The sequence below is a fragment of the Acetobacter sp. JWB genome (genome assembly GCF_003323795.1).
Classification (GTDB): Bacteria; Pseudomonadota; Alphaproteobacteria; order Acetobacterales; family Acetobacteraceae; genus Acetobacter; species Acetobacter oryzifermentans.
This window is the reverse complement of sequence record NZ_CP030871.1, coordinates 1,771,063-1,787,523: the sequence shown is the minus strand read 5'-3', so window position 1 is coordinate 1,787,523 and position 16,461 is coordinate 1,771,063. Positions and strand designations below refer to the sequence as shown.

The following is a 16,461-nucleotide window of genomic DNA, read 5'->3' as shown; positions in this document are numbered from 1 at the left end:
CAGCCCCTTATTTTATAAAAAGACCTCAGCCAAAAGCGCCGATATTGTGCATGATGGCGACGCTGATTTCACGAATAAGCTCAAACATCTGTTGCATTGGCACAAAGATGTCTCTGTGCTCGCGCTCGTAAATACCTTCTTCGCGCGGGCCGCGTGGTTCATGAAAATCAAGGTTGGTTGGGCCAGTGCTGGTGGGGAAGATATGCTCAAGCTCTTCCAGCACAACCGAAATATCCAGACACAGTATATGCTGCATCATGACATCATGGTTAAAGCCCCCACGGGGCATAAAGAAGGGCACACGGCATGCCAAAAGCCATATTTGCTCAATAAGCATAATGCGGATGGCATGCAGAAGCCGGATTTGAGGCTCTGTGCGTGGTGCGTGCTCCCAAGCTTCTCTTAACGCAAGATGGTCGGCCTGAATGCGGCGGAACATAGTGAGAAGTTCGGCTGATAGGTCTAGCTTTTCCAGATCCTGCATCAGGGAAAGGAAAGCCTTCCGACGGGCCGATGTTTTTTCCTCGGTAGCGCGATCGAGCCAGAAGCCAGGGTCCAGCAAACAGACAACGCTTTTCAGAACCTTGTCATCCGAGCACGCAAGACCATGTTGGGCAAAATCCAGAGCACGATGAAAACGCGGGCTGGATGTACGGAATGTTTCAAAGGTTTCCGGGTGGCGGCGTACAGCTGCTCCCAAGCCTTGCAAGGTGTTGGCGCACCATCCGAGTTGCTGAAGGATCGCGTTGTTGGGAATGGCGCGTAGCTGGCTGGGGTGAGTAATACGCTTATGGGTTGCGCTTTCTGCACTTTGGCGAGCAGGTGGCCGAGAGCCGGTTCTATCAATAAGGGAAGGCCCAAAAGCCCCCAGCAACGCGGCATAACCGGGGTCTTCCACCAGTTTTTTCATGCCCTCGCTAATGCTGGAGAAGAAATCAGCCGAAAAATCGGGCTGATCATAAATAGGGTCTTCTTCCTGCCGTAAGGGTAGAAACAGGTTTTCCGCAATGGTGGCCATTGTGGCGCCTGCCAGTTCCGGCGTACCAAAAAGGAGATAGCCATCTCCCCCCTGAAAAGCTGTTTCCTCACGGCAGGCAATGCCTGTGGCTTTAAACCGCGCCCGCACATGGGGTGGGGAAAGGTAATCCAGTCGATCTGCCATACGGAAAGGGTGCGCGCCGCGGCCTATGCTTTCACCGTGGGTATCAAAAAACACCACGGTAATATCCTGCATATTCCATCGAACCAGTAGATCATGGATGCGCAGGCGCAGGCGCTCTATCTGATACGTTGCGGCCAACTGGCCGACATACCGCCCAGAATCGGAATATCCAAACTGGAAGCACATGCGGCCGATACGACGGATATATGCACGCCATGTGGGAGAACGCAGGGCTTCTTCCACAATGTGCTCACCGTTCATAAGGGCATCTTCAGTTTCAAACAGTGGCGAGATTTCAATTTTATCTGCCACGCCAAAGCAGGAAGCCACCCATAGGGCGGAGAGCAACGTGTAACCGGTTTCTGTTTCTGCAATCAGAAAGCGAACAGGTGTATCGGAATCGATAAATTTGACCATTTGCGCAATGGTCATCATCAACCGGCCAGCACTGGAAGGATCGCTCAGCAGTGCGCCAAAATCTACCGGGACAGGCGTAACAGCTTCTAGCGCCTCGTTAATCTGGTTCAGCAATGCTCGGCGATGGGCCGGGTTGTTGGGGTCATCCAGCAGGTTTAGCTTCTGGCGCACAAAGTTATGAATCTGGGAGGCATTGAGCCGCACATGTGTATGGGCCAATCCCAGCCCATGCGCCACAAACCCAGCGCGGGCAACAGCAAGTGGAATGCGTGCAGAAGGCGGCGCTGTATTAATGGCAGCCTCAAGCAAGCTATCTAGTTCTGCAGCGTGTGTTAGTGCTGTATTGCGCTGAGAAACCAGAAGTTTTGCAAAATTTGCCACAGCTTGCGCATCGGCAGGGCCAGCAGGAACAGCGCTAATTTGTTCTTTTACACAGGCAATGGCCCGTTGCAGTTTTTCTGTGAGTTCCGGGGCCAGTAAGCCTTCGTGCATGATCTGGCTTTCCAACCGCATCAACTGGAACAGTTTCATACGTAGGCGTAGGCGTAGAGTATCCCACCATCCAATATCTGTGCGGCCATCGGTATCGTAGCCAACCCAACTGGTTGCAATAACCGGGCAGGGCTTCAGTCTTGTCCATTCCTGTGGCCAACGGGTGGCAGCTTCTTCCAGCAGAGCAGTCGCTAACAAATCCATGGCGTCACGCGCACGGGTGATGGCTTGTGCAGCTAGTGTAAACTCTTCTTCCAGCGTAGGAGGCGTAGAACGTCTGTGCGTTTCAAAAAACGGTGCTTCCTGCGGGGGGATGGCTTGGGATGCACTTTCTGCCAAAGCCGCGTACACTGGGTTGCTGAGGGCAAAAGTAGGGTGTGCTGTAAAAACCGCTGCAAATTGAATGGCGGAAATGCGATCCTGATACTCTGTAAAAGAACCGGTAGGGCATGTGTCTGCTACCGAACGTGCAACATTACGAAGCTTTTCTTGTGTGGCTTCAAGTGTTGCGCCGCCTACATAGCGGTGCAGTTTACGGGCACGCGCCAGAAAGGCTTCATCACGGAGCTTTTGCACCAGGCTTACAATATCTGCCTGTGAGATTTCCTTGTTGGCAAAAGCTTCCCCCAGTCGGAGCGCGATACCCATAACAGGATTTGTGCCTTCAGCTGCTATGCCGACATCTGGCCGAGCAGTGGCGGACGCAAGGATACTGTCCAAACGGGAAAGAGAAGATGTGTTATCCATAGTCATAAGGGCGTCCTGAAGGTTCCTGCAGTAAAACAGTTATAAAGCCGGAATGAATCGAAATAACAACGAAATAGCTTGAAAAGAATGATGAACAACTTTTCACGTCTATGTTTTGTATGCAACCAGCTCACGCACTCTTGGGGGTGTTTGCGCACAGTGCTATTGAGTGGGATATGACATCTCAACCTCATCAGGACGCGGATTTCGCTGCCCGCCAGACACTGCGGCGATACAAAAATGCAGCTACAGGGCTGGTTGGCCTTATGGCTGGGGTAACGGTGTTGGGGTATGCAGCACCAGCCGCCGGATGGGTAAGAGATGGATTCTGGCTGGAAATGTTGCGGGCTGGGGCGCGGGCAGGCGTTGTAGGCGGTTTGGCAGACTGGTTTGCCGTGGTGGCGCTATTTCGTCGGCCTATGGGTTTGCCCATTCCGCACACCGCTATTTTACCTGCACAAAAGGATAGGCTTGGCCGCGCACTGGGGCGGTTTGTTGCGGGGCAGGTGTTTACCCAAAAGGAAGTTGAGCGCGTATTGGGGCAGGTCGATCTTCCTGCTTTTTTGGCGGATATGCTGGATGATCCCGGCACGCGGGATGCTTTGGTAAAATCCATAACACGCTCTTTGCCCCAGATGCTGGACAGGCTGGAAGATGGGCGCGCCAGCAATGCAGTTGCCCGTGTTATGCCCAAGCTATTGGGTGGCAGTAATCTAGCACCTATTATTGCGCGTGCCCTGCGCAGCCTTGTGGATGATGACAAGCATCAGGAAGTACTCTCCTTTCTGCTTGAGCAGATCAAGGATGCGTTACAATCCAAAGAAGGCGCGCTGCGCCAGATGATTGAAGAGCGCGTGCGTGAACAGGGCGGCCGTTTGCTTGGTTGGGCCATTGGTGGATCTATTGCCACCAAGGTTTTGTTGGCAGCGGCCAAGGAACTTGAGCGAATCGACCCACAGAATTCTAGCCTGCGTGAAGGCTTTACCAACTGGGTGCGTGGCCAGATTGACCGCATAGAAACAGACCCTGAAAAGGGAAAAGAGTTTTCCCAAACCATTATGAGCGTGCTTTCCCATGAAAGTGTTGTGGGGTGGTGGGGAGACATCTGGCTGCGCTTTCGGCGTATGGTGGAAGCAGATGTGGAAGATCCAGAAGGCCGCATAGCATCCGTGGTGCAGGATGCGCTTGAACGCATGGCTGCCCAGATGCGCTATGATCAGAACATGCGGCAACGGATTATGGATAGCGTAAACCGCACTGTTTTAAAGATGCTCCCTTTCATGCGTGAACGTATGGCAGAGTTTATTGCCCGTGTGGTTTCTGGCTGGAATGCTGTGGAAATAGCTGAAAAACTGGAACTTCGGGTTGGCAAGGATCTGCAATTTATCCGGTTTAACGGCACTCTGGTTGGCTTTGGTGTGGGGGCGCTGCTTTTTGCCGTATTGCGGCTTCTATTTGGGTTGAACGCGCAGTAAGGCAGCCGATCACGTTTGCGCTGGATGCTTTTGTCCGCTTGTTTTGGGTTGACGCAAGGGCAGTGTGTCGCCATGTATCCGAAACAGGACCGCTCAGGTCTTTAATTGGGTCAAGGGCAGATAATGCTGAAACTTTCCCGCCTGGCGGATTATGCAATCGTCATCTTGGTAAAACTGGGTGAGCAGGAAGGCGTTGTAACGTCTCCAACACTTGCAGCCATTACAGGGGTGCCAGAGCCAACAGTGGCCAAGGTGCTTAAGGTGCTGTCTGCGCATGGGTTTGTGCTTTCCCAGCGTGGGGCAAAGGGCGGATACCGCCTTGCCAGACATTTGGCAGATATTTCTGTTGCCAGTGTTATTACAGCCGTAGATGGCAAGATTGCGCTTACAGCCTGTGTAGATGGCGGAGAGTGTGATACCGGCGTGTCGTGCGGTCTGTGTGGCAGCTGGGATACCATTAATCAGGCCATACGAACCACGTTGGAGGGCATTTCCTTGGAAAGCATGCGCAGCAAGGCATCGTGTTTTTCAAACATGCCACGATCCAATACGCAGCCCGGCGCTGCTATGCCACGTGAGGGGATCTGAACCATGCCGGCAGTTACTGAAACCCGCGAAGCGGTCGAAAAGCTCGGCCAGTCCACTTACAAGTGGGGCTTTGAAACAGATATTCAGATGGATCTCGCCCCAAAAGGGTTGAATGAGGACATCGTCCGCCTGATTTCTGCGCGTAAGAACGAACCAGAATGGCTTCTGGAATGGCGCCTGACGGCATTCCGCAAATGGCAGTCCATGAAGGAGCCTACGTGGGCCAAGGTTTCTTACCCGCCGATTGATTATCAGGATGCGCATTACTATGCCGCTCCGCGCAAGAAAGAAGGCCCGAAATCTCTGGATGAGGTTGATCCGGAACTTCTGAGAACCTACGAAAAACTGGGTATTCCCCTACATGAGCAGGCTATGCTGGCAGGTGTGGAATTGCCCGAAGGTGAAACGGCGCGTCCACCTGTTGCTGTAGATGCGGTGTTTGACAGTGTTTCCGTTGTCACCACTTTCCGTAAAACCTTGGAAGAAGCAGGGGTGATCTTCTGCCCTATTTCTGAGGCCGTGCAGGAACATCCAGAACTGGTGCGTAAATATCTGGGCAGCGTAGTGCCGGTGGCAGATAATTTCTATGCCGCCCTTAACTCCGCAGTATTTACCGATGGCTCTTTTGTGTACGTGCCCAAAGGGGTGCGTTGCCCGATGGAGCTTTCCACCTACTTCCGTATCAATGCGCGCAATACAGGGCAGTTTGAGCGCACCCTGATTGTGGTGGAGGATGGTGCTTCCGTTTCCTATCTGGAAGGTTGCACAGCCCCTATGCGGGATGAAAATCAGCTACATGCGGCAGTGGTGGAGCTGGTGGCGATGGAAGATTCTTCCATCAAATATTCCACGGTGCAGAACTGGTACCCCGGTGATTCCGAAGGGCGCGGCGGTATCTACAACTTTGTGACCAAGCGTGGCGCGTGCCGTGGGGCTCGCTCCAAAATTTCATGGACACAGGTGGAAACAGGTTCTGCCATTACATGGAAGTATCCATCCTGCATTTTGCAAGGTGATGGATCTGTGGGTGAATTCTATTCCGTGGCTGTTACCAACAACTGCCAGCAGGCAGATACAGGCACGAAGATGATTCATATCGGGCGCAATACCCGCTCCACCATCATTGCGAAAACTATCAGCGCAGGGCGCTCAGATAGCACATATCGCGGTCTGGTGCGTGTGCAGCCCAAGGCTTCTGGCGCGCGTAACTTCACCCAGTGTGATAGCCTGCTGATTGGTGATGAATGCGGCGCGCATACTGTGCCGTATATCGAAAGCCGGAACATGGCAGCGCGTATTGAGCACGAAGCCACAACATCCAAGATTTCAGAAGATCAGCTTTTTTATTGTCGCCAGCGCGGCCTGTCTGAAGAAGATGCGGTTGGGTTGATTGTAAATGGTTTCTGCCGGGATGTTCTTAAGGAACTGCCCATGGAATTTGCTGTGGAAGCACAGAAACTGTTGCAGATCAGCCTTGAAGGCAGCGTAGGCTAAGGGAGTACAGAACATGAGCCAGTTTTTGGAAATTTCCGGTCTGTGCGCCCGGATTGATGCCGATGGGCAGGAAAAGCAGATTCTCCGTGGTGTGGATCTCACCATTCCGCCGGGTGAAGTGCATGCCATTATGGGGCCGAACGGGTGTGGTAAATCTACCCTTTCCTATGTTCTGGCTGGGCGTGAGGATTACGAGGTTACGGCTGGATCTGTTACCTTCAAGGGGCAGGATCTGCTGGCTATGGAGCCGGAAGAACGTGCTGCTGCGGGCCTGTTTCTGGCGTTCCAGTCTCCTATTGAATTGCCGGGTGTGAATAACGCCAATTTCCTGCGCACGGCGGTAAATGCTGTGCGCCGTGCCCGTGGGTTGGAAGAACTGGATGCCGTTGCGTTCCTGAAAATGGCGCGTGAGGCTGCCAAGTCTCTCTCCATGGCGCCGGATATGCTCAAGCGTAATGTCAACGTTGGTTTCTCTGGTGGTGAAAAGAAGCGTAATGAAGTGTTGCAGATGACACTTCTTCAGCCTTCTTTCGCTATTCTGGATGAAACCGATAGTGGGCTGGATGTGGATGCCCTGCGTATTGTGGCGGAAGGGGTGAACCGTTTGCGCTCACCAGATTTCTCTGCACTGGTTATTACGCATCACCAAAAGCTGCTGGACTATCTGGTGCCAGACCGCATTCACGTTATGGCCAAAGGCCGGATTATTCTTTCTGGGGGGCCAGAACTGGCCAAGAGAATTGATCAGGAAGGCTACACCAAGTTTCTGACGGAGGCGGCGTGAACGCGATCAGCAAAGATATGAGCGGCCCTCTATCTTCGTTCGCGCAACGCCTGAACGATGTTGAAGGGGTGGAGCGGCAAGCAGCCATTGGCGCACTGCTCAGAACCGGCTTGCCAGACAGGCATATAGAGGCATGGAAATATACCAGCCTGCGCCCATTAGCTGCGCAGGAATTTCAGGCCCCACCAGCGCAATATGATGCAGCGCAGGCAAAAAGCCTGTTGGATAACCTGCTTAGCAAGCATGATACGGTGCAGTCTGTGCCACGCATTGTGTTTGTGAATGGCCGATTTGTGAAAGATCTCAGCCTTCTGCCAGAAGGTGTGGATGTTTCCTTTTTTAGCCAGAACAATCTGGCATCAGATGTGCAGGCCAGCCCGGATAGAGATCCTCTTGTGGCGCTGAACACGGCTTTGGTGGAAGACGGTGCCACATTGCACGTTGCCAAGGGTGCAGATGCAGGGCGCGTGCTCCTGATTTCTCTGGGTGTAGCGGGCGATACCGCAATCTCTTTCCACCCACGCCATAGCGTAGTGTTGGAAGAAGGTGCGCATCTTTCCTTGCTGTCACTCAGCGCAGGTGTTGGGCAGTATTTCCATAATCCGGTTATGGAAGTAACGGTGGGAGAAAGAGCCAAACTCTATCATACCACGTTGCAGACAGAAGGGCCGCAAGCCATAGCGTTGGCCACAACCTATGTACAGGTTGCTGGGCATGGCGTTTACAATAGCTTTGCCCTTGGTTTGGGTGGCTTGTTGTCTCGGCATGAAGTGCATGCGCGGTTGAAGGCACCACATGCTCAGTTGCATGTAAATGGTGCGCAAAATCTTGCAGAACATCAGGTGGGGGATATCACGAGCGTTATCACCCATGCAGCTTCGGACTGCACTTCCCGCCAGACTGTTCGGAATGTGCTGGATGGCCACGCGCGGGGTGTTTTCCAAGGCAAGGTGCTGGTTGAACAGGTTGCTCAGAAAACCGATGGCTACCAGATGAATCAGGCATTGCTGCTTTCTGAAAACGCAGAAATTGATGCAAAGCCTGAGCTTGAAATCTATGCGGATGATGTGCGTTGCAGCCACGGGGCAACCGTGGGGGCGCTGGATGATGACCAACTGTTTTATATGCGTAGCCGTGGTGTGCCAGAGGCACAGGCCCGCCAGATCCTGATTGCAGCGTTTCTGGATGAAGCGCTTTCCCTCATTGAAGATGAAACGGCGCAGGAATACTGCCGCGCCATGCTGGCAATCCGTTTTTCTGCTGAAAGGAAGGCCGCGTAATGTCTCATCCTTCTATTACAGATACATCCGGGCTGGATCTGGCTGCTATTCGTAAGCAGTTTCCTATTCTGTCGGAAAAAGTGCACGATCGCCCGTTAGTGTTTCTGGATAGCGCCGCTTCGGCCCAAAAGCCGGATGCCGTTATCAACGCTATGGTGCACACCATGCACCATCAGTATGCCAACATTCACCGTGGCCTGTATTGGCTGAGTGAACGTGCAACCGAGGCTTATGAAGCTGTTAGAGATCAGGTTGCGGGCTTTCTCAACGCACCTTCGCGGGAAGAAATTGTTTTCACCCGTAACAGCACAGAAGCTATTAATCTGGTTGCGTATTCCTTTGGTTCTCTGCTTACGCCGGGGCAGGCTGTGGTTATTTCCGAAATGGAACACCATGCCAACCTAGTGCCGTGGCAGATGCTGCGTGACCGTATGGGCATTGAATTGCGCATAGCTCCGATTACCGATGCTGGTGATCTGGATATGGATGCGTTCGGCCAGCTCTTGTCTGATGGCAAAGTAGCACTTGTTGCTATTACCCATATGTCCAACGTGCTGGGCACCATTACACCAGCGCGCCAGATTGCTGATATGGCGCATGCAGCCGGTGCGCTGGTGCTGTTTGATGGCAGCCAGGCCGTGGTGCACCACCGCACAGATGTACAGGCTTTGGGAGCAGATTTTTATACCTTTACCGGGCATAAGCTATATGGCCCAACCGGCATTGGTGTTTTGTGGGCGCGGCGTGCGCTACTGGAAGATATGCCGCCATTTATGGGCGGGGGGGACATGATCTCCACCGTAACATTTGAAAAATCCACATGGGCGAATGTTCCACATAAGTTTGAAGCGGGCACGCCTGCGATTGTTGAAGCCATAGGCCTTGGTGCTGCAATTGCTTGGGTGGAAAAGTTTGGTTTTGATGCCATTGCAGCGCATGAACAGGCTTTAACCAGCTACGCGTTGGGGCGTCTGAGCACTGTTCCGGGGCTGAACATTGTTGGGCAGCCCAAAGAGCGTGGAGGCGTTATTTCCTTTACCATGGCGGATGTGCACCCGCATGACATTGCTACGTTGCTGGATCGCAACGGTATTGCCGTACGTGCGGGCCACCATTGTGCAGAGCCGCTTATGCGTCGCTTGGGGCTAACGGCCACAGCACGTGCCAGCTTTGGTATTTATACCATGCAGGAAGAAATAGACGCGCTTGCCGATACGTTGGTGCGTATCCGGGAATTTTTTGTGTGACACAAACCGTGCCAGATTCTGATGCCCTGTATGACCGCGTGATTGTAGAGCGCGCGCGTGCTCCGCAATATGCGGGCAAGTTGGAAGCACCTTCAGTGCAGGGCGAAGGCAAAAACCCCATGTGTGGGGATAAAACACGGGTGGATATCGCACTGGATGCAACCCATATCCAAAGTGTGCGCCACACCACACGTGGATGCGCCATTTGTGCAGCAGCGGCTGATTTAATGGCGCAGCAGGTTTCTGGTTTGGATGTTGCGCAAGCTGTCAGCCTATCTGGTCGGTTTTCTGCCATGCTGGTGGGGCAAAGTTCCCCTGCCGCACCGGCGGATACTTCATTAGGGCCGTTAGAGGTTTTCCAGCCTCTGCGGTCTCACAAGGCACGGATACGATGTGCCGAACTGCCTTGGATTGCGTTAAAGGAGGCGCTTTCTCATGCCGACGTCTGAAGACGTGCATGCTCCCGTTCTGCCAGGGGTAGAAAAGGAAGCTAAAACAGCAGAGGCTTCTGCCGATGTGCTGCATGCTGATCATGCACCTGCCGGAAATGAAGCCGGAAAAGTAGAAAGCTGGACACCGGATGAAGGGGCAGAACAGCCCGCTAAACCGCAGTCTGCCGGTGCAGTTTCGGAAGATGCGGTTATTGAGGCGATTGCCACAGTGCATGACCCGGAAATTCCGGTGAACATCTATGAACTTGGCCTGATTTACGCAATCGACCTGTATGATGATGGCCGCGTGCGTATTGAAATGACACTAACAGCCCCCAACTGCCCCAGCGCGCAGGAACTGCCTGTGCAGGTGAAAGAAGCAGTGGAAAAAGTGCCAGGTGTAAAATCTGCAGAAGTGGAAGTGGTGTGGGATCCACCGTGGGATATGTCGCGTATGAGTGATGAAGCCCGTCTCGCGCTGAACATGTTCTGAACCGAAAATAAGGTGAGGGTATAAAATGTCTCAGAAAATGGCTGTTGCTTCTACAAAGCGGGAACTTCCTCCTCTTATGCGGGTGTCTCAAGCTGCGGCAGATCGATTGCAGCATTTATATGCCACGGCACATGCGGGCCAGTTGCTACGTATTTCTGTAAGCACCAAAGGCTGCTCCGGCAAAGCATATGACATGCAGTTTGTGGATACAGCAGGTGAGGGCGATGAAGTGGTAAAAGATCACGGCATAACCTTGCTGGTAGATCGCAAAGCTACGCTTTACCTGATTGGTTCTGAAATGGATTATCAGGAAGGTGATCTGGAGGCCGGGTTTGTGTTTTCCAACCCTAACGAGAAAGGCCGTTGCGGCTGCGGCGAGAGCTTTCACGTTTGAAGCTACAAATGGCTTCAATTTCTGCAGACCATAAAAACTGGTCAACTACAGTTACATTTTCCACCGTATATCCAGCTTTGGCCAGCAGGCTTGCATCCTGCGCCAAGGCGGCGGGGTTACAGCTTACATAAATAATGTGGGTGGGTAACCCTTGCGCAATCTGGCGCATTTGCAACTTTGCACCTGCGTGCGGGGGGTCCAGTACAACCACAGCGGAAGCTGCTATTTCCTTAGCCAAAACTGGCTGATGGTTTAGATCCCGACAGAATGTGCTGATTCGTGTGCCGCTTGTCGCTTTCTTCAGGGCTTCTAAAGCGGGTGCGTAGCCTTCGTAAGCGTTTACGCGGGCATGTTCTGCCAATGGAAACGTAAGTGTGCCACAACCGGCATAAAGCTCGGTAATAATATCACGGCGGTTCAGCTTGGCGGGCAGGCTTTTTACAACGGCATCCTGAATATATTTCTCACTTTCATCCGTTGCCTGCAAAAAAGTGCCAGGTGGCGGTGTAATTTGGTGAGAAGCAATTGTCTGAACAACAGAGCCTGATTGTGCCGCGACTTCTGGCTGACCTGTATCTTTAATCAACTGCCAACTGATACGCGGAATGCGCTGCTCTGTAGCCAGTTGCGCCAAACGCACGCGGTCTGGTGCAGTTAGCGGCCCATCTGTTTGCAACAGAACATCCAGCCCAGAATCCAGCAGATTGATATGTAAATTGGCTTCACGCCGAATGGCGTTCAAGCTGCGGAGTGTGGCCCGAAAAGCGGGTAGGGCCGCTAGAATGTCGGGGTGCAACACAACGCAGGTGGTAAGGTCTGTAACGGCGTGGCTATTGCGCGCATGAAGCCCAATGATGATGCTATCAGGCTGACGCCTTACTGCCAGATCTGCTCTACGGCGAGAGTATGGCTGCACCTGCTCGGCAGAAAATGCCGGAAGGTTGTTAAACCCAGCCTTTTGTAAAGCGTGTTGAACAGTAGCCATTTTCCACTGCAAAATAGCAGCAGGTTTTACATGTTGGAGCGTGCAACCACCGCAGCGTTCAAACAAGGAGCAGGGCGCTATCTGCCGATCTGGTGAAGGTTGAAGAACTTCAACAAGCTGCCACTTGCCATCTGAATTTTTATTCAGACGCACATGCTCACCAGCAAGAGTTTCCGGAACGTAAACTACAGAACCATCTGGCGTACGCACGGCACCATCGCCCTGCGTTGCCAGATAGAGAACATCCGTATCGTAAGTTTCAGTCACAGATTATGTTCAGGCGTGCGTATCTGCGGCGCGTTCAGCCGTTGCATCTGTGCCCGGTGAGGCAGGCCGAACAGAGTTTCGGCGCGGCAACAGCATGAACGCTGGTACCATATCGCCAAAGCCCTGAACATCACCACCGGGAGCGGGTGGAATTTCATCCCGCTGATGGCGTGTATTGCGCGTAGGCTGACGTTCTGGGCGTGCTGTCTGCTGGAGTTTGGCTTCAGGCTGCTGCTGTTCGCGTGCTGCAGGAGCTGGATTTTCACGTTCCCGATTACGCTGCGGTGTGTGGGGTTTGCGTGTGCGCCCCGCTGGTGGCCGCTTTTCATCAGACCATTCAAGCTGCTTCACACCATCCAGCGCCATGCGCGGAATTTCTTTGCCTGTCAGCTTTTCAATAGCTTCGGCCAGCGCTTTATCATACGGCGTTGCAATGCTGTAGGCGTGGCCTTCACGCCCTGCACGGCCAGTACGTCCGATTCGGTGCACATAGTCTTCTGCATGGAAGGGCAGATCGAAATTGAAGACGTGCGAAAGACCGCCAATATCAATGCCACGTGCGGCTACGTCTGAGCACACAAGCACTTTCAGTTCATCGTTCTTGAATTTTTCCAGCGTGGAAAAGCGCACGGACTGGGGCAAATCGCCATGTAAAGCGGCGGCTGAAAAGCCATGCTTCACGAGCGATTTGGTTAAAATATCCACATCACGCTTACGATTGCAGAACACAATAGCATTCTGTAGCGCAGGGTCTTTCAACAGTTGGCGGAGCGTTTCCCGCTTGCTGTATTCATCCACCACCACAATGCCGGTTGTAATGGTTGTGGCCACAGAAGATTGCCGTGCAACCGTAATTTCTTTGGGAGAATGCAGGAAGGTATCTGCCAGCTTACGGATGGTCGGCGCCATAGTGGCGGAGAATAGCAGTGTTTGCCGGTTAGGAGGCAGCAGCCCGACAATTTTTTCAATATCGGGAATGAAGCCCATATCCAGCATACGGTCAGCTTCATCAATCACTAGAATGCCGGTGTGGTTCAGCATCAAACCGCCGCGTTCAAACAGATCAAGCAGGCGGCCGGGGGTGGCAATCAGCACATCCACACCACGGTTCAGCACTTCTTTCTGATCTGCCATGCTTTCTCCGCCAATCAGCAGAGCATGGTTGAGCTTGAGGTATTTGCCGTAGTTCACAAAATTTTCTGCAACCTGCAGCGCCAGTTCACGCGTGGGTTCCAGAATAAGGGAGCGCGGCATACGGGCCCGTGCCCGCGAATCCGCCAAAATCTCCAGCATGGGTAGCGTGAAGGACGCAGTCTTACCCGTTCCTGTCTGTGCCACGCCCATAACATCCCGCGCCATCAGAATGGCCGGAATAGCCTGAGCCTGAATGGGGGTGGGGTGTGTGTAGCCCATGTCCGAAATAGCACGTAGGAGAGGCTCGGAGAGTTCCAGATCAGCAAATGTGATGGAGTCCGTATCTTCTGCGGCTTCAACGGTAATTTCTGCGGTTTTTTCAGCAGGAACCAGTTCTGGAGTGGCGTTTTCTTCTGCTTTGGCTTTTGGAGCAGGCTGCTTTTCCGCAGGGGGTTCCGGCGCAACTTCAGGCGCTTGCTCAACAACTTTAACTGCAGAAGCCACGGCTTCTACAGGAGCGGGAACTTCTGTTGCTGGGGTTGCTTCTGCCTGTTCTGGGGCGGTTGCAGCTGGTTCTTCAGCTTTTTCTACTTTTGGCTTCCGGCGCCTTACAACACGTTTTTTGGGGGCAGGTTTTGCCTCGGCTGCAACCGCTTTTTCAGCGGGAGCTTCGGTTGCCGTGCCCGTATCTTCTGTGGCATCTGCTGCGCTCACAGGGGCAGGGGTAGCCGTTTTTTTGCGGCTACGTGTTGTTGTCTTGCGGGGGGAGGCGGGCGTTTTAGCTGTCAATCTGCTCTCGGAACCGTAGGTCTGTCTGTTGTCAGCACTGGCTGAAGAGCCTGCCCGTATCGGGGTGCCTCAACTAAAGTGACTGAGGCACCGATTCACGTATCTACCCGGTCAGGCGTTTGTTCCGATAAAGCTGTTTTGGCCTGAAATCAAGTTTTTGGCAGAATGTTACTGTGTTTCTTAGGCAAAAGGATGGCCAAGGCAGGCAGAAAGCACTGCCAGCACGCCCAACGCAACAATAAGCAGCACGCGGGAGCGGATGGAGTCGAACACAGAAGGCTGCGGGCGGATGGAGCGCCGTGCTTTCTGGTAAGGCCCTGTGTACATCATAACAAACAGCACAGCCATGATAATGCCCAAAAGCTGCATGAGGTTGGTTGTCCATGGTGCGTTTGCAAACCCACCTTCATGAATAATCAGCAGCCAGCCGGTAATCAGTGCTGTGGGGATAACGTGCGTTAAAACCTTAAAAAAGCGGGCCAATGTCTGCAAATGCACAGAATTGCGCTGTGTTGCATCCAGTAAGCGCAGGCTCGGGCGCAAAATAATAACGGCATAGGCACCACCACCAATCCACAAGATGATGCTGACAAGGTGGAGGGTGAGAACAAGGCTCCAGAGAATGGAATGGGGCATGCTGAACTCCGCTTGGCGTTAATGCAGGAAAAAGGCGCGGGGCGGGGAAGGGGGTATCGTCCAACGCTTGTCTGCTGCCTGATTGCCAAGGGGACGGACACTGCGCAAGAGGCTATATTTGCACAAATTATCGTCTGCTCTATGTGTGGAGGCTCGGTATGGCAGCAATATATCCTTCTCTTCTGAGCGTTTATTCCCCTGATGAAATGGGGAGAATTGACCATATTTCGGCGCAGACTGTGCCCGTTTCCGTATTGATGGAAAATGCTGGTCGCGCGGTGGCGCGCGCTATTTTCCGATACGAAAAGCCAGCCCGCGTGCTTGTGCTGTGTGGCCCCGGCAATAACGGGGGGGATGGATACGTGGTTGCGCGGCATCTTCATGATGCAGGTTGGCCTGTGGCTGTGGCGGAAATGGTGGCGCCCAAGCTGGGCGGCGCGGCGGCAGAAGCCTCGGCCCGATTCCGAGGTGTTCGCGTGCCATTTTCAGCACAGGAATCTGCGCGGGCAGATTTGGTAGTTGATGCTATCTTCGGTGCAGGATTGAGCAGAGACGTTACGGGTTTGCCTGTTGAAGTTCTGCAAGCGGCGCGGCGTATTGTTGCTGTTGATATGCCTTCAGGTGTGGATGGTGCGACAGGCTTGGTGCGTGGATATGCACCGCAGGCCGCCATGACAGTAACGTTCTGCCGGTTCAAGCCGGGGCATTTACTATATCCGGGCAGAGAATATCTGGGGCGGTTGATTCTGGCAGATATCGGAATACCAGAAGCTGCGTTGGATCAGGTGCCTCCAACAACGTGGCGGAATGAGCCCGGCTTGTGGCATTTGCCGATTCCCGGCCCTGAAAGTCATAAATATACGCGCGGTGTGGTGAGTATTTGCGCGGGCGAATCCATGCCGGGTGCAACCCGCTTATGTGCAGGCGGTGCACGCGCTGCCGGTGCTGGTTTGGTGCGTGTGGCTGCAGGTGCGGGTGCTGCGGCTTATAAACTGGGTGCGCCCGGCCTTATTGTAGATGCAGCACCGTTGCCGACATTGTTGCAAGACAAGCGCCGCCGCGTGTGGGTTTGCGGCCCCGGTTTAACAGAGGCGGAAGTGCAGGCCACGCTGCCGGTGTTGTTAGCGGCAGAAAAGAGCGTTCTGGCTGATGCCGGTGCTTTAAGCGCTTCTGCGGGCGACTCTGAAAAACTTAAAGGCGTTGCAGTTATAACGCCGCATGTTGGGGAGTTTACCCGCGTATTCGGCCCAGTGGGCAGTAATCCGCCAGAGCATATTCGGCAGGCGGCCCAGCAGATTGGGGCTGTGGTGGTTCTAAAAGGGGCTTCCACCATGATTGCAGCGCCAGACGGACGGCTTGCAATTAATGACCATGCAACTCCAGCTTTAGGCACAGCGGGTTCAGGGGATACACTTTCTGGTGTTATTTCAGCCCTGCTGGCTGCTGGTATGCCAGCGTGGGAGGCTGCATGTGCTGGCGTGTGGCTGCATGGGGAAGCTGGGCGGCAAGCTGGGCCGTGGCCTGTGGCGGAAGATTTGGACCTTCATTTGGGCGCTGCGCGAGAAAAAGCAGCTCATATGCAGAAACAGAGGGTGAACTCGCACATCGGCATCTTGCCGTGAGCGAATGTTTGGGTTAAGTCCACC

Annotated in this window: 14 protein-coding genes; 10 read left to right on the top strand and 4 right to left on the bottom strand. The window is 53.6% G+C overall.

Going from position 1 to position 16,461, the window contains the following annotated elements; translation table 11 throughout:
* Positions 1 to 25: 25 nt before the first annotated feature.
* Positions 26 to 2,824, bottom strand: coding sequence for a phosphoenolpyruvate carboxylase (locus DS739_RS08460; RefSeq protein ID WP_006116541.1), 2,799 nt, complete (start codon positions 2,822 to 2,824; stop codon positions 26 to 28).
* 104 nt (positions 2,825 to 2,928) lie between these two features.
* On the opposite strand from DS739_RS08460, the gene DS739_RS08455 reads away from it, so the two are divergent.
* From DS739_RS08455 to DS739_RS08415, 9 genes are all read left to right on the top strand, one after another.
* Positions 2,929 to 4,293 carry a DUF445 domain-containing protein gene (locus tag DS739_RS08455; RefSeq protein ID WP_006116542.1) on the top strand — a complete coding sequence of 455 codons (1,365 nt, stop codon included), beginning with the start codon at positions 2,929 to 2,931 and terminating at the stop codon, positions 4,291 to 4,293.
* 123 nt (positions 4,294 to 4,416) lie between these two features.
* Positions 4,417 to 4,881, top strand: a complete 465-nt coding sequence (locus tag DS739_RS08450; protein ID WP_035352634.1) for an SUF system Fe-S cluster assembly regulator — start codon at positions 4,417 to 4,419, stop codon at positions 4,879 to 4,881.
* 3 nt (positions 4,882 to 4,884) lie between these two features.
* Entirely contained in the window at positions 4,885 to 6,375 is a 1,491-nt protein-coding gene (sufB, locus tag DS739_RS08445) for a Fe-S cluster assembly protein SufB (RefSeq protein ID WP_006116544.1), read from the top strand.
* A gap of 13 nt (positions 6,376 to 6,388) precedes the next feature.
* Positions 6,389 to 7,159, top strand: coding sequence for a Fe-S cluster assembly ATPase SufC (gene sufC / locus DS739_RS08440; protein WP_006116545.1), 771 nt, complete (start codon positions 6,389 to 6,391; stop codon positions 7,157 to 7,159).
* Between the two features lie 17 nt (positions 7,160 to 7,176).
* Complete coding sequence (gene sufD / locus DS739_RS08435) at positions 7,177 to 8,439, top strand: Fe-S cluster assembly protein SufD (protein ID WP_170315317.1); 1,263 nt, start codon at positions 7,177 to 7,179, stop codon at positions 8,437 to 8,439.
* A complete protein-coding gene (locus DS739_RS08430) occupies positions 8,439 to 9,686 on the top strand; it encodes an aminotransferase class V-fold PLP-dependent enzyme (RefSeq protein WP_006116547.1) in 1,248 nt (415 codons plus the stop codon). The genes sufD and DS739_RS08430 overlap by 1 nt, the downstream gene beginning before the upstream one ends.
* Positions 9,683 to 10,135: a Fe-S cluster assembly sulfur transfer protein SufU gene (gene sufU, locus DS739_RS08425; protein ID WP_006116548.1), complete on the top strand. Its 453-nt coding sequence runs from the start codon at positions 9,683 to 9,685 to the stop codon at positions 10,133 to 10,135. The genes DS739_RS08430 and sufU overlap by 4 nt, the downstream gene beginning before the upstream one ends.
* Positions 10,122 to 10,610 (top strand): SUF system Fe-S cluster assembly protein, encoded by a 489-nt coding sequence (locus tag DS739_RS08420; protein ID WP_006116549.1) that lies wholly within the window; start codon positions 10,122 to 10,124, stop codon positions 10,608 to 10,610. The genes sufU and DS739_RS08420 overlap by 14 nt, the downstream gene beginning before the upstream one ends.
* Positions 10,611 to 10,635: 25 nt before the next feature.
* A complete protein-coding gene (locus tag DS739_RS08415) occupies positions 10,636 to 11,004 on the top strand; it encodes an iron-sulfur cluster assembly accessory protein (RefSeq protein WP_035352636.1) in 369 nt (122 codons plus the stop codon).
* Here the strand turns inward: DS739_RS08415 and DS739_RS08410 are convergent.
* From DS739_RS08410 to DS739_RS08400, 3 genes are all read right to left on the bottom strand, one after another.
* Positions 10,958 to 12,256, bottom strand: a complete 1,299-nt coding sequence (locus DS739_RS08410; protein WP_006116550.1) for a class I SAM-dependent RNA methyltransferase — start codon at positions 12,254 to 12,256, stop codon at positions 10,958 to 10,960. The genes DS739_RS08415 and DS739_RS08410 overlap by 47 nt on opposite strands.
* Positions 12,257 to 12,265: 9 nt before the next feature.
* The gene (locus tag DS739_RS08405; RefSeq protein ID WP_006116551.1) at positions 12,266 to 14,179 is read right to left on the bottom strand and encodes a DEAD/DEAH box helicase; all 1,914 of its coding nucleotides are present in this window, start codon (positions 14,177 to 14,179) and stop codon (positions 12,266 to 12,268) included.
* Positions 14,180 to 14,359: 180 nt separating this feature from the next.
* A complete protein-coding gene (locus DS739_RS08400) occupies positions 14,360 to 14,815 on the bottom strand; it encodes a membrane protein (protein WP_006116552.1) in 456 nt (151 codons plus the stop codon).
* Between the two features lie 158 nt (positions 14,816 to 14,973).
* On the opposite strand from DS739_RS08400, the gene DS739_RS08395 reads away from it, so the two are divergent.
* Positions 14,974 to 16,437: a bifunctional ADP-dependent NAD(P)H-hydrate dehydratase/NAD(P)H-hydrate epimerase gene (locus tag DS739_RS08395; RefSeq protein ID WP_035352638.1), complete on the top strand. Its 1,464-nt coding sequence runs from the start codon at positions 14,974 to 14,976 to the stop codon at positions 16,435 to 16,437.
* The last annotated feature ends 24 nt before the right edge of the window (positions 16,438 to 16,461 follow it).